The following is a 12,360-nucleotide window of genomic DNA, read 5'->3' as shown; positions in this document are numbered from 1 at the left end:
ATTCCGATGAAAGGTATCCTCCGATGATCAACATTATGGAGGTCCATGAGACCAATAAGATGATCGAGCAGGAAAAGCTCGATGTGCGTACCATCACCATGGGCATCAGCCTGCTCGACTGTGTGAGCAATGATGTAGATGAGCTGTGCGACAATATTTACCGCAAGATTACCACCTATGCGAAAGACCTGGTGGTGACGGGTGATGCCATCGAACGTGACTACGGCATCCCCATCGTGAACAAGCGCATCACCGTGACGCCTATTTCGCTGGTGGGCGCCTCGGCGTGCAAGACGAGCGAGGATTTCGTCAAAATTGCCCATGCTCTCGATCGCGCGGGCAAAGAGGTGGGCGTCGATCTGCTGGGTGGCTATTCGGCGCTGGTGAACAAGGCCATGACCCCGGCGGAGGAGCTGCTCATCCGCTCGCTGCCGCAGGCGCTTTCCGAGACCGATATCGTGTGCTCCAGCGTGAACGTGGGCTCCACCAAGACGGGCATCGACATGAATGCCGTCGAGCTTCTGGGTCATGTGGTCAAGGATATCGCCGCTGCTACCGCCGATAACGACTCCTATGGCTGCGTGAAGTTCGTGGCCTTCTGCAACGTGCCCGACGACAATCCGTTCATGGCCGGCGGCTTCCACGGCGTGACCGAGGGCGACGCCGTGATTAACGTGGGCGTTTCCGGCCCCGGCGTGGTGAGCCGCGCGCTGGACGAGGCCAAGGGCAAGGATTTCGAGTTCCTGTGCGAGACCATCAAGCGCACCGCGTTCAAAATTACGCGTGTGGGCCAGCTGGTGGCGCAGGAGGCAAGTCGTAGGCTGGGCACCCCGTTCGGCATCATCGACCTGTCGCTGGCGCCCACGCCGGCCGAGGGCGACTCCGTGGGCGAGGTGCTGGAGAAGATTGGCCTTTCCCAGGTGGGCGCGCCCGGCACCACGGCGGCGCTCGCCATGCTGAACGACCAGGTGAAGAAGGGCGGCATCATGGCGTCGTCCTACGTGGGCGGTCTTTCCGGCGCGTTCATTCCCGTGTCCGAGGACAAGAACATGATCGAGGCGGCTGCTAACGGGTGCCTGACCATTGAGAAGCTTGAGGCTATGACCTGCGTTTGCAGCGTGGGCCTGGACATGATCGCGGTGCCGGGTGACACGAGCGCTGCCACCATCAGCGGCATCATTGCCGACGAGGCCGCCATCGGTATGGTGAACCAGAAGACCACCGCGGTGCGCATCATCCCCGTGGCGGGCAAGGGCGTGGGCGAGATGGCCCACTTCGGCGGTCTCATGGGATACGCGCCTATCATGCCGGTGAACCAGGCAAGCTGCGAGGCGTTTGTCACCCGTGGCGGACGAATTCCCGCGCCTATTCATTCGTTTAAGAACTAGGATTCTTTCAGAATGTATAAGCGTAAAAAATAGTAAGTATCTTTTTACTACTAAAGGCGAGTCGACTTTCGGACTCGCCTTTATCAATGGAGGGCAAAGCATGGCATCTCAAAATACGCAGGCAATCGGGGTTCGTTTGTTCACATCTTCCGATGTTCCCGCGATGCGCGAGATTTGGAATCAGGTCGTCATAGATGGGCGCGCGTTCCCGCAAGAAGACGTGCTCGCCAGCGACGCCGAGGCGGAGGAGTTTTTTGCGTCGCAGACGGAGACCGCTGTGGCTGTGCAAGATGGCGAGGTCCTGGGCCTCTACATCCTGCACCCCAACAATATCGGGCGTTGCGGGCATATTGCCAACGCGAGTTATGCCGTGGCGCGGGAGGCGCGCGGCAAACACGTGGGCGCGGCGCTCGTGACCGACTCTCTCCATCGCGCCAAGGCATGCGGTTTCCGCGTGCTGCAGTTCAACGCCGTGGTTGCGTCCAATGCGTCGGCGCTCCACCTTTATGAGAAGATTGGCTTCACACGCTTGGGCGCCATTCCCGGCGGCTTCCGCAATATCAACGGCGAATACGAAGACATCTACCCGCACTACTATGATCTGACTACGCTCTAGTGGAATCTTCTTTTTCTCACATTTGCTCACATTTTCTAACATGATACATTGTGAGAAAGAAGGCGCCCATTCATGCAACGGGGTATTCATGCGCGTGCCTGCGTGGGAGGCGCAGTCTATCACCGCTGATTCAATGGCAGGCAGGAGGCTTCGATGCCCTATATCCAAATTGATTCGCTTGATGACCCGCGTTTGGATGCGTATGCGCGTCTGACTGAGGCGCAGTTGCGCAATAAGCTGGAGCCCGAGAAGGGAATCTTCATCGCCGAGAGCATCAAGGTGATTGACCGTGCGCTCGAAGGCGGCATGGTGCCCGTGTCGGTTCTGATGACGCCACATTGGCTGGATGCGGCTGCCGACGTGGTGACGCGCATTGAAGCGGCGGGCGTTGCGGCAAAGGCCAACGAAAGGACCGGGGCGGCCGCGGGATTCGGCAGCATTGAGGAAAGCGATGAGGCAAAGGGGACCGGCAACGCTGAAGGGGGCCACGCGGTCGAAGGCGCGAGCGGCGTCGAAAGCGCCCGGGGTGCGGCCGACGACGGAGTGCCCATATTCGTGGCGCCCGAAGACGAGCTCAAAAAGCTCACGGGTTTCGCGCTTACGCGAGGCATTCTGTGCGCCATGCGCCGTCCGCAGCTGCCGAGTGCGGAGGAGCTCATCGATCAAATCGCGCGCGAAAAGTCTGCCGCGATGGGTTGTGCGCCGGAAGATGTGCGTCTGCGCGTGGCTGTGCTGGAGGGTATTGTCGACCACACCAATGTGGGTGCTATTTTCCGCTCTACCGCCGCGTTGGGTGTGGATGCGGTGCTGGTCACGCCTACGTGCTGCGATCCGTTGTATCGTCGTGCAGTGCGCGTGAGCATGGGCACGGTGTTCCAGGTGCCGTGGACGCGCATCGGCGAGAATGTGCACGAATGGCCGGCGGCAGGGCTTGAGCGCCTGCATGCGCTGGGTTTCAAGACGGCAGCCATGGCGCTTTCTGATGACTCAATTCCCCTGGGTGCGTCGCAACTTGCTGCATGTAACCGTCTGGCGCTGGTCTTCGGAACCGAAGGCGATGGCCTGGCGCAGCAAACCATCGCCGGCTGCGATTACACGGTACGCATTCCCATGAAGCACCACGTGGACAGCCTTAATGTTGCGGCCGCCAGCGCGGTGGCATTCTGGGAACTCTGTGGTTGTGAAGAGATAGTAAGTATCTAATGGAGACTACCAATCAAAAAGAATGTATAGATAAAGCAGCGTCTCAGGCGAGCGAATTCAACGTCGACGATTTGAAAGAGGCCCAGCGTCAAATCGATTCCATTCTCCATAAGCTGCGTGCGACGATTGTCACGTTGGAATCGAAAGGCCATCCCGAACGCTATAAGTCGCAGATCACGCTCGCCAAGCGTCGCATCAAGGCGCTTGAGATCGCGAATGAGCTGATAGAGCGCGAGCTAGAAAAGGAATATACCCATGCATAGAATCATGTTTGTGTGCCACGGCAATATTTGCAGGTCAACTATGGCGGAGTTCGTCATGAAAGACCTGGTGGCAAAGGCGGGACGGGCCGATGAGTTCGTTATTGCCAGCTCTGCCACCAGTACCGAGGAAATCGGTATGCCCGTGTATCCGGGCACCAAGAAGGTGCTGCGCGCCCACGGCATTTCCAGCGACGGCAAGCGCGCGGTGCAGCTGCGCGCGGATGACTACGACAAATACGACCTGTTCGTGGGTATGGATTCCGCCAATATCCGCAACATACGCCGCATGTTAGGCGGCGATCCGGCGAGCAAGGTGCATAAGCTGCTCGAATTCCCCGAGGGAGTGCCAACTGATGCCGCGTCCGATGTGGCCGACCCCTGGTACACCCGCGATTTCGACACCACTTACGACGACGTGCTCCGCGGCTGCACGGCGCTGCTCGAAGCGCTTTCGTCTGCAAGAGAATAAAGCGACCTTCGTTCTTCCACTGGAGGTTTCTCCATCTTTCGCAACATTTAGTCAACGGCACTTAGATTTTCTGCAAAAGGGGTTGAATCCCAAAGGCTGGGTGCTAGTATAGCCAACTGTTAGCACTCGATGGGTTTGAGTGCTAGCACTCAGAAGCCGCGACGAACAATCGCATGCGTCTTTAAATGCGATGCTCGTTGCGCACGACCGCAAGGTAATAAAAGGCAACAGGGAAAGGACATTCCATGAATCTCAAGCCTTTGGGAGATCGCGTTATCGTCAAGCGCGACGAAGCTGAAACCACCACCGCGTCGGGCCTCATCCTGGCCTCCACCAGCAAAGAGAAGCCACAGAGCGGCATCGTGCTGGCTGTGGGCGAGGGCAAGCTGGACAAGGACGGCAATCTGATTCCCATGCCGGTCAAGGAGGGCGACCGCGTGCTGTACGGCAAGTACGGCGGAACCGAAATCACCGTCGAGGGCGAGGAAGTGCTCATCCTGCGTGCCGACGATCTGTTTGCGGTTTACACCGACTAACGTTGCGATTGCGAAGCGCTCGCGGCTCCAAATCGTGGCTGAAGCGATGACGATTCGCAAGTAAGAGCTGATTTGTAATCAGTGTTCACTTAGTAAGCTAGTTTCCGAAAGGAAGTTTAAGAACATGGCTAAGGAAATCAAATTCCAGTCTGAAGCCCGCAGCGGTCTTGCCGCCGGTGTTTCCAAGCTTGCTGACGCCGTCAAGGTGACGCTTGGCCCCAAGGGCCGTTACGTCGCCCTCGAGCGCAGCTACGGCGCTCCCACCATCACCAACGACGGCGTGACTGTCGCTAAGGAGATCGAGCTGGAGGATCCCGTGGAGAACATGGGTGCCCAGCTGGTGCGCGAGGCTGCCACTAAGACCAACGACGGCGCGGGCGACGGCACCACCACCGCCACGCTGCTCACCGATGTCATCGTGAACGAGGGCCTGCGCAACGTGACCGCTGGTGCCAATCCGCTGGCCGTGCGTCGCGGCATCGAGAAGGCCACTGAGGCCATCGTTGCCCAGATCAAGGCTGATGCTATCCCTGTGTCTGGCAAGGAGCAGATTGCTGCCGTCGGCACCATTTCCGCTGGTGACGAGTCCATCGGCAACAACATCGCCGAGGCTATGCAGATCGTAGGCACCGAGGGCGTCATCTCCGTCGAGGATTCCCAGACCTCCTTCGGTGTGTCCATCGAGACCGTTGAGGGCATGCAGTTCGACAAGGGCTACGTGTCGCCCTACATGGCCACCGACATGGAGCGCATGGAGGCCGTGCTGAAGGATCCCTTCATCTTGATCACCGACCAGAAGATCACCTCCATCCAGGATTTGCTGCCGCTGCTGGAGAGCATCAACCGCTCCGGCCGCCCGCTGCTGATCATCGCTGAAGACATCGAGGGCGAGGCCTTGGCCACCATCCTGCTGAACAAGCTGCGCGGCATCCTCAATGTGGTCGCCGTGAAGGCCCCTGGCTTCGGCGATCGCCGCAAGCGCATGCTGGAGGATATCGCTATCGTCACCGGCGCTCAGGTTGTCACGCCTGACTTCGGCATGACGCTGGCCGATGCCACCATCGACATGCTGGGCACCGCTAAGACCGTCAAGGTCACCAAGGATGACACCACCATCGTCGACGGCGCTGGCGACAGCAAGGCGATTGACGATCGTATCGATCAGATCAAGGCCGAGATCGAGAACTCCGACTCCGAGTTCGATCGCGAGAAGCTGCATGAGCGCCTGGCCAAGCTCAAGGGCGGTGTTGCGGTTCTGCGCGTGGGCGCTGCCACCGAGGCTGAGCTCAAAGAGAAGAAGAGCCGCATCGAGGACGCTCTGCAGGCAACCCGCGCGGCTGTCGAGGAGGGCATCGTTGCTGGCGGCGGCGTGGCTCTGCTGCACGCGCTGCCCGCTCTGGATGGCGTAGAGTGCGCGAACCATGACGAGGAAGTTGGCGTTGCCATCATCCGCAAGGCCATGGAGGCGCCGCTGCGCACCATCGCCCAGAACGCTGGCTTCGAGGGCTCTGTCGTGGTTGAGAAGGTCAAGGGCATGGCGAAGGGCGAAGGTCTGAACTGCGCCAACGGCGAGTTTGGCGACATGATTGCCATGGGCGTGTCTGACCCGGTGAAGGTCACCCGCACCGCTCTGCAGGCTGCCGTTTCCGTGGCTGGCCTGATCCTCATCACCGAGGCGACCGTCAACGAGATTCCCAAGGAGGGTCCGGATCTGTCCGCCCTCGCGGGTGCCGGTGCCGGCGGCATGATGTAATGCGTTTGCATTAACCATAGAGCAACGCCATTCAAGGCGGCGGCCATTCGGTCGCCGCCTTGTTGTTTGGCGGCAAAACGCATGCGATTCTGCGTTGTTCCGCATCGTGGAACACCCGTGCCGTACGGCGGTTTGGGGGCGTTGTGGGGCGTCTTGCGGCTCTTTAAACTTCGGGTCATACAAGCCCGCAGGGAGGCGGGCGGGGTAACGCGCCAGATGCTTGAACGCAAGCGAGGGGCGTGCCAAGCCGCAGAGATATTGCGGTTCTGGGGTTTGGCGAAGCTCTCAGTGCGTTGGTTCCGACGCGAAGCTCAAGACCCAAAGGTTAGGGGGACGTCATGACCGCGATGCAATCAATGAAGTCGGAATCCACTATGGAAAAGGGGCTGTCACGCCGTGGGTTTGTGACTGCTGCCGCAATGGGGCTGGCGGGGGTAGCGGCCGCAGGGCTGGCAGGATGCTCTCCAAGCCAAGCGGGCGAGAAGGCCTCTTCTTCCGCATCCACGGGATCGAGCGTGCCTTCTTCGTGGGATGGCGAATACGATGTCGTTGTGTGCGGAGGCGGCGGCAGCGGGCTTACTGCGGCGTATTCTGCGCTTGAGAATGGGGCGTCGAGCGTGCTGGTGCTTGAAAAGGCCGGCACCACGGGCGGAACAACCGCTCTTGCAGAAGGCGCCATTCAAGCAAGTGGCACCACATGGCAAAAAGAAATCGCTGGCGTGACCGATGACAGCCCGGAGCTTCATAAGAATTTTTGGATGACCGACGGCGAGGGACTTGTCAAAGAGGAACTTGTGCAATGCATGGCTGACAATGCGGCCGATAATCTGCAGTGGATGGCCGACAACTTCAATATCACTTTCTCGAACGTGTTCGGATGCTATCCCACGCCCTATATGAAAGACGAATACATGCGTGATCGCATCCATCTGATTACTGACGCATCCGACGAAACGAAGACCGGAGGCGTGGTGTGGGCCACCAATGCCCTTGCCGCCGTGCAGGAAAAGGGAGGTGAGGTGCAAACCGATACGGAAGTGGTTGACATTTACCAAGACGAAAACGGCACGGTTGTAGGCGTTGCCACCAAAGACGGCAAGAACTACAAGGCAAACAAGGGCGTTGTGCTGGCAATGGGATCAATTGACCACAACGAAGACATGGCATTCAAGTATGACCAGCAGCAGTATTGGGATATCAAGACGCAGGCCGTTGCTACTGCCGCAACCAATACAGGCGACGGCATTCGCATCGGAATGGCGCACGGCGCCGATACGGCGTTCCATGGCGCCGTCGACCTAATACTCCAAACCTGGAGCTACACCAACAACCAGAACCCCGAAATCCCCTATATCCTGATCGATATGCGTGGCAACCGATTCGTGCGCGAGGATACCACGTACGCCTTCCATTGCCGCGCGATGTTCAACGCCGCTATGGCCCAGGGCGGCATGGATGGGTGCACGTACATGCTCATGGACAACAAAATGCTGACGTCGGACGCTAAATGCTCCTGGTCTGATAACGCATCGGACGGCGCGGATGCTCGCAAGGCGGCGCTTGATGACGGGAGCCTGGTGCAGGCCGACTCGCTTGACGAGCTTGCGAAGGCGCTGGGCATGCCCGCATCCAATCTCAAAGCTACGGTCGAATCGTGGAATGCCGCTTGTAAGGCTGGGGAAGATGCCGCTTTCGGGCGCGTTGTCCAGTTGACACCGCTCGATGAGGCTCCTTACTTCGCCTGGAAAACCCAGAACACCAACATTGGGTCTATTGGCGGGCTCCTGATCAATACCGATGCCGCAATTCTCGATACCGATGGGAACCCCATTCCGCATCTGTTCGGCGCCGGCGTTGACACGGCAGGGTGGATTGGGCCGTACTACCCAGGTTCCGGCACCTGCCTCCAGGGCGCGCTCAATTGGGGACGCATTGCCGGCAGGAACGCGGCGACTACGGCATAGCTGAAACAATTAATTCTACTGAGCAGTTCGATATAGGGCAAAACCGCCGGCAGCGTCCCTCCTCGCACCGGCGGTTTTGCACAATGGGCGCCGCTCGCTGACAAAGCTGCAGCGTAAAGGCTCACTCGACGTATCCCATGCGTCGCGAAATGCCCGCCGCCGCACGCATAACCTTGTGCGCCACGGCGGCAAAGTCTTCCTCGGGGAGGTCGCCGTTTGATCCGCTTACGCCTACCGCCGCAACGGCCTCGCCGCTGAAATCGAAAATGGGGGCCGCAATGCATCGGTGGTCGAATTCCGATTCCTCGCAGTCGGCCGCCCATCCGTTTCGTCTGACGGTGCGCAAATAGCGCACGAAATCCCTTCGGTTTGTAATGGTGTTGGGCGTATGGGGCTCAAATGTAAAATCGAAAAGCGCCTCCTCAAGCTCTTCAGCCGAAAGACACGACAGAAGCACCTTTCCCATTGACGAACAGTGGGCGGGATAGCGTTTTCCTACGCGGGTGAAATCTTCATCCGCTTTGCTCTCAGATTCTTTGCCGATGATGGAAACGAAGGGGCCATCGAGCACTCCCAGGTAAGCCGGAAGCTTCAGGGCGTGCTCAAGCGCAAGCAAATACGGGCGAGCTTCAACTTGAAGCTCGAGCGAATTGATGTGCCGACTCATCAGGATAAACGGTTGCGACCCTAACTCGTAAGCGCCGGAAAGAGTTTTTTCGGCATATCCGCGGGTTGCCAGGGTCTGCAAAATACGATGCGTGGTGGTTTTGCTCAGGCCCGTTTTGATCGCGAGCTCCGATACCCCAATTCCCCCATGGGAGCTTGAAAGCGCCTCAAGTACGTCCAGGGCGCGTTCGAGCGACTGCATTGTTTGTTTTTCGCGGCTGTCCATAAAAGCCCCCTTTCATGGGCCATTGACCAGTATAAACAAAACGCATCAGGGCGTATTGCCGCGGCTTTGGAATGCAACGCGCTGTTCATGGTTGGTTTCGTTGAGAAGGAGGGGCTTTGGCTTGCGCACGCTGAGCCCATGTGCGACTGCGGTCTCATGTATGGCCGGCGGGTCGCATGCGACCCGCCGGCCATGCGAGATACAGGCCCCATTCGACTACGGGCCATGCGAGGTAGCGGGCCTCATATGACCGCAGCCAATGTACGAGACTCCGGGCTCCATTCTCGCCACGCCGCATGCGACGCTGCTCGCCGTCGGCGTTCAGAAGACACCTCTTCTATAATATGCAGCGGTACTCTGCGGCGCCCATGGACGGCGCGTGCTTCATGCTTGTGCGAAGACTGACGAAAGGCATCACGATGCTCGATGCGATTCCCCTGGAAGATAAAGTGGATTACCTGTGCGGCAAAGATCCGCAGGGACCGCACCAATGTACGTTCTATGCTTTTAACACCGAGGTGGCTTTGAGCGCCTACGGGGAAGAGCGAGCGGTGTTCTCGGCCTTTTCTCGGGCGGTAGAGGCGTGCCGGCGCTACGAGCGGCTTTTCTCGCGCACGCTGCCGCATAGTGATGTGTCGCGGCTGAATGCGGCGGGTGGAGCCGCCGTGGCAATTGCGGATGAAACGTATGATTTGCTGCAAGGAAGTCTTCGCTATTGCGAGCAATCTCTTGGTTGGTTCGATATCACGGTAGGTTCGCTCACCAGCTTGTGGGATTTCCAGCGAGGCGTGATGCCTGATGCCGATGCGCTGCAAGGGCGGCTGGCGCTTGTCGATTGGCGCGGCATCGAGCTTGGTGGCGAGCCGGGCACTCGTACGGCGCGGCTCTCGCATCCTGGTGCTATGGTAGATGTGGGCGGCACGGCAAAAGGATGGATTGCCGATAGGCTCGGCGAGCTTTTGCGCGACTGCGGCGTGATGCATTTTATTATCAACCTGGGAGGCAACGTGGTGGTGGGCGGCGGTAAGCCCGACGGCAGCCCCTTTGCTGTTGGTATCCGCAATCCGCGGGACACATCCAAGATTCTCGGCGCCGTGAATTTAACGGATGGCTCAGTGGTGACGAGCGGCCTTTACGAACGCTGCTTCGAGCTGAACGGCAAGCGTTATTGTCACATTTTAGACCCGCGTACGGGCATGCCCATCCAGACCGATGTCGAAAGCGCCACCGTAGTGGCGGCAAAGAGCTTTGACTGCGATGGTTTTTCCACCACACTGTGCGCGCTGGGTATTGAGGGCGGTATCGAGTTTGCCAAAAGCCGCCCCGAAATCGCCGTCGCGATTTTCGTGGATGGACAGAATCGCCTCTTTTATTCGACGCAATAACAAGGGCGGATCATTTTTGCACAAAACAGCAACAAACGTGCGTTGTTTTCCCAGTTCATGAGAGAATAAAGCTAACAGATAAGCAACGCCGAAGGGAGGCGACCATGGATCTTGAAGATTTGCTGCCCGTCATTGTTGTTATCGCAATTTATGGCATAGGCGTGTGGCTTTGGGGCGATCCCGGTTGGCCGCTTACGGTCATCGCCAACTTCCTTGGCGATCTTGGTTTTGGCAGCGGAACCGAAGGCGGCTACCCTTGGGAGGCCGCTTCGAAGTAGGACGATTGCCTAAAGTCAGCGAACCGCATCCGCCAAGCGCCGTGGCTTTTCGCCGCGGCGCGTTCTTTTGCGTTCTGGGCGCATTTGCGTATGATGCGAAGTGGAAGGCGAATGCACGCATAGGTCGGAGGTTTGAGTATGGCGACTGCAGGCGAAGGACAATACGAGCGCTTGGACTCCCCCGAGATTACGTGTGCGAGAGAGTTCGCTCGGGCGGTTGCGGCACGGGGCGGGCGCGCGTACTTCGTGGGCGGATGCGTGCGCGATGCGATTCTGGGCCGCGATACCAAGGATCTGGATATCGAGGTTCACGGCGTTGGCCAGGAAACGCTCGAGCGGATCCTGAGCGAGTTCGGCACCGTGATGCGTGTGGGCGAATCCTTCGGCATCTATAAGCTTTTCGGCAACGATATCGACGTGGCGCTCCCGCGTACCGAGGTGTGCGTTGGCAAGGGACACCGCGACTTTGAGGTGCAAGTTGACCCAGCGCTGGGAATTAAAGAGGCTGCTCGCCGCCGCGATTTCACTATGAACGCGCTGTATCAGGACGTGCTGACGGGCGAGGTGGTTGACTGTTACGGCGGTGCGGATGATCTGCGCGCGGGCGTAATCAGGCATGTCGACGGACGCACATTTGGCGAAGATCCACTGCGCGTGTTGCGAGCCGCGCAGTTCGCCGCCCGCTTCGATATGCGCATTGATGCGTCCACCATTGAGCTCTGTCGCACCATGTCGCTTGAGCATCTGCCCCATGAGCGCATTGCCGAGGAAACCAAGAAGGCGCTCCTCAAAGCGCGGCGCCCTTCAATCTATTTCTGCATGCTTCGCGAGATGGACCAGCTCGAAGGCTGGTTCGACGAGGTGAACGCGCTCATCGGCGTGGAGCAAAACCCTTGTTTCCATCCCGAAGGGGACGTGTTCGAGCACACCATGCTCGTTCTGGACTGCGCCGCCACGCTACGCGATCAGGCAAGCTGGCCTTTGGGCCTGATGCTCGCGGCGCTGTGCCACGACATGGGCAAACCCAAAACCACGTTCAGGCTGGAGACGGGCCGCATCGTATCGTACGGCCACGAGAACGAGGGCGTCGAGGTGGCTGCGGCGTTCATGGACCGCGTGTTCCACGAGAAGCGCCTCAAGCAGTATGTGCTGAACATGGTCAAGCTGCACATGCGTCCCGGTTCGCTGCTCAACGCCAATGCGAAGCAGAAGTCGTTCACCAAGCTGTTCGACGAGAGCTGCTGTCCAGCCGATTTGTGCCTGCTGGCGCAGTCCGACTGGGAAGGCAGCACGGGCGGTGAGCCGTTTGCTACGGTGGCGGATAGGTTGGCGGGGCATCTTCATGCCTTCCAGGAACTCATGGCTCGTCCGTATGTGAAGGGCGATGACCTGATTGCCGCCGGGGTCGAGTCGGGCCCTGAGATGGGTGAGGTGCTGCGGTTCGCTCACAAGGTGCGTCTGGCGGGCGTTTCCAAAGGCGAGGCGCTCACGCAGTGCCTGGGCATGTACCGCGCGCTCCATCGCAAGGCTGAGAACCAGCGCAAGCATGCCCGCTCCGGGGAGTAGCTCTCCTGTCGTGGCCAAATTTACTGAATCATAGTTCACTGAAAAAT

Annotated in this window: 12 protein-coding genes; 11 read left to right on the top strand and 1 reads right to left on the bottom strand. The window is 59.0% G+C overall.

Going from position 1 to position 12,360, the window contains the following annotated elements; all coding sequences use genetic code 11:
- Nucleotides 1-23: 23 nt before the first annotated feature.
- The 8 genes from Q0J60_RS04570 (at nt 24) to Q0J60_RS04535 (ending at nt 8,192) form a co-directional block, all read left to right on the top strand.
- Entirely contained in the window at nt 24-1,388 is a 1,365-nt protein-coding gene (locus tag Q0J60_RS04570; RefSeq protein ID WP_294439061.1) for a PFL family protein, read from the top strand.
- Between the two features lie 100 nt (nt 1,389-1,488).
- A complete protein-coding gene (locus Q0J60_RS04565; RefSeq protein WP_123208631.1) occupies nt 1,489-2,004 on the top strand; it encodes a GNAT family N-acetyltransferase in 516 nt (171 codons plus the stop codon).
- Between the two features lie 153 nt (nt 2,005-2,157).
- A complete protein-coding gene (locus tag Q0J60_RS04560; RefSeq protein WP_294439060.1) occupies nt 2,158-3,207 on the top strand; it encodes an RNA methyltransferase in 1,050 nt (349 codons plus the stop codon).
- On the top strand, nt 3,207-3,470 hold the full coding sequence (locus Q0J60_RS04555; protein WP_294439059.1) for a hypothetical protein: 264 nt from the start codon (nt 3,207-3,209) through the stop codon (nt 3,468-3,470). The genes Q0J60_RS04560 and Q0J60_RS04555 overlap by 1 nt, the downstream gene beginning before the upstream one ends.
- Nucleotides 3,463-3,939, top strand: a complete 477-nt coding sequence (locus tag Q0J60_RS04550) for a low molecular weight protein-tyrosine-phosphatase (RefSeq protein WP_294439058.1) — start codon at nt 3,463-3,465, stop codon at nt 3,937-3,939. Before Q0J60_RS04555 ends, Q0J60_RS04550 begins: the two co-directional genes overlap by 8 nt.
- Nucleotides 3,940-4,184: 245 nt before the next feature.
- Nucleotides 4,185-4,475, top strand: a complete 291-nt coding sequence (groES, locus tag Q0J60_RS04545; protein WP_123208635.1) for a co-chaperone GroES — start codon at nt 4,185-4,187, stop codon at nt 4,473-4,475.
- A 124-nt stretch (nt 4,476-4,599) separates the two neighbouring features.
- On the top strand, nt 4,600-6,228 hold the full coding sequence (gene groL / locus Q0J60_RS04540; RefSeq protein ID WP_294439057.1) for a chaperonin GroEL: 1,629 nt from the start codon (nt 4,600-4,602) through the stop codon (nt 6,226-6,228).
- A gap of 338 nt (nt 6,229-6,566) precedes the next feature.
- Nucleotides 6,567-8,192: an FAD-dependent oxidoreductase gene (locus tag Q0J60_RS04535; RefSeq protein ID WP_294439056.1), complete on the top strand. Its 1,626-nt coding sequence runs from the start codon at nt 6,567-6,569 to the stop codon at nt 8,190-8,192.
- A gap of 121 nt (nt 8,193-8,313) precedes the next feature.
- Here the strand turns inward: Q0J60_RS04535 and Q0J60_RS04530 are convergent, their stop codons facing one another.
- The gene (locus Q0J60_RS04530) at nt 8,314-9,084 is read right to left on the bottom strand and encodes an IclR family transcriptional regulator (RefSeq protein WP_294439055.1); all 771 of its coding nucleotides are present in this window, start codon (nt 9,082-9,084) and stop codon (nt 8,314-8,316) included.
- Nucleotides 9,085-9,503: 419 nt separating this feature from the next.
- On the opposite strand from Q0J60_RS04530, the gene Q0J60_RS04525 reads away from it, so the two are divergent.
- The 3 genes from Q0J60_RS04525 (at nt 9,504) to Q0J60_RS04515 (ending at nt 12,313) form a co-directional block, all read left to right on the top strand.
- Nucleotides 9,504-10,469, top strand: a complete 966-nt coding sequence (locus Q0J60_RS04525) for an FAD:protein FMN transferase (protein ID WP_294439054.1) — start codon at nt 9,504-9,506, stop codon at nt 10,467-10,469.
- Between the two features lie 104 nt (nt 10,470-10,573).
- Nucleotides 10,574-10,747, top strand: a complete 174-nt coding sequence (locus tag Q0J60_RS04520) for a hypothetical protein (protein ID WP_161957823.1) — start codon at nt 10,574-10,576, stop codon at nt 10,745-10,747.
- 138 nt (nt 10,748-10,885) lie between these two features.
- Nucleotides 10,886-12,313: a CCA tRNA nucleotidyltransferase gene (locus Q0J60_RS04515; protein WP_294439053.1), complete on the top strand. Its 1,428-nt coding sequence runs from the start codon at nt 10,886-10,888 to the stop codon at nt 12,311-12,313.
- The last annotated feature ends 47 nt before the right edge of the window (nt 12,314-12,360 follow it).

This window comes from uncultured Slackia sp. (assembly GCF_944321625.1).
GTDB lineage: Bacteria > Actinomycetota > Coriobacteriia > Coriobacteriales > Eggerthellaceae > Slackia.
This window is presented reverse-complemented; position numbering and strand designations above follow the sequence as displayed.

Coding starts and splice junctions, on each gene's coding strand:
- Q0J60_RS04555 (WP_294439059.1), top strand. CDS start 3,207: ATGGAGACTACCAATCAAAAAGAATGTATAGATAAAGCAGCGTCTCAG.
- Q0J60_RS04520 (WP_161957823.1), top strand. CDS start 10,574: ATGGATCTTGAAGATTTGCTGCCCGTCATTGTTGTTATCGCAATTTAT.
- Q0J60_RS04560 (WP_294439060.1), top strand. CDS start 2,158: ATGCCCTATATCCAAATTGATTCGCTTGATGACCCGCGTTTGGATGCG.
- Q0J60_RS04535 (WP_294439056.1), top strand. CDS start 6,567: ATGACCGCGATGCAATCAATGAAGTCGGAATCCACTATGGAAAAGGGG.
- Q0J60_RS04530 (WP_294439055.1), bottom strand. CDS start 9,084: ATGGACAGCCGCGAAAAACAAACAATGCAGTCGCTCGAACGCGCCCTG.
- groL (WP_294439057.1), top strand. CDS start 4,600: ATGGCTAAGGAAATCAAATTCCAGTCTGAAGCCCGCAGCGGTCTTGCC.
- groES (WP_123208635.1), top strand. CDS start 4,185: ATGAATCTCAAGCCTTTGGGAGATCGCGTTATCGTCAAGCGCGACGAA.
- Q0J60_RS04515 (WP_294439053.1), top strand. CDS start 10,886: ATGGCGACTGCAGGCGAAGGACAATACGAGCGCTTGGACTCCCCCGAG.
- Q0J60_RS04565 (WP_123208631.1), top strand. CDS start 1,489: ATGGCATCTCAAAATACGCAGGCAATCGGGGTTCGTTTGTTCACATCT.
- Q0J60_RS04550 (WP_294439058.1), top strand. CDS start 3,463: ATGCATAGAATCATGTTTGTGTGCCACGGCAATATTTGCAGGTCAACT.
- Q0J60_RS04570 (WP_294439061.1), top strand. CDS start 24: ATGATCAACATTATGGAGGTCCATGAGACCAATAAGATGATCGAGCAG.
- Q0J60_RS04525 (WP_294439054.1), top strand. CDS start 9,504: ATGCTCGATGCGATTCCCCTGGAAGATAAAGTGGATTACCTGTGCGGC.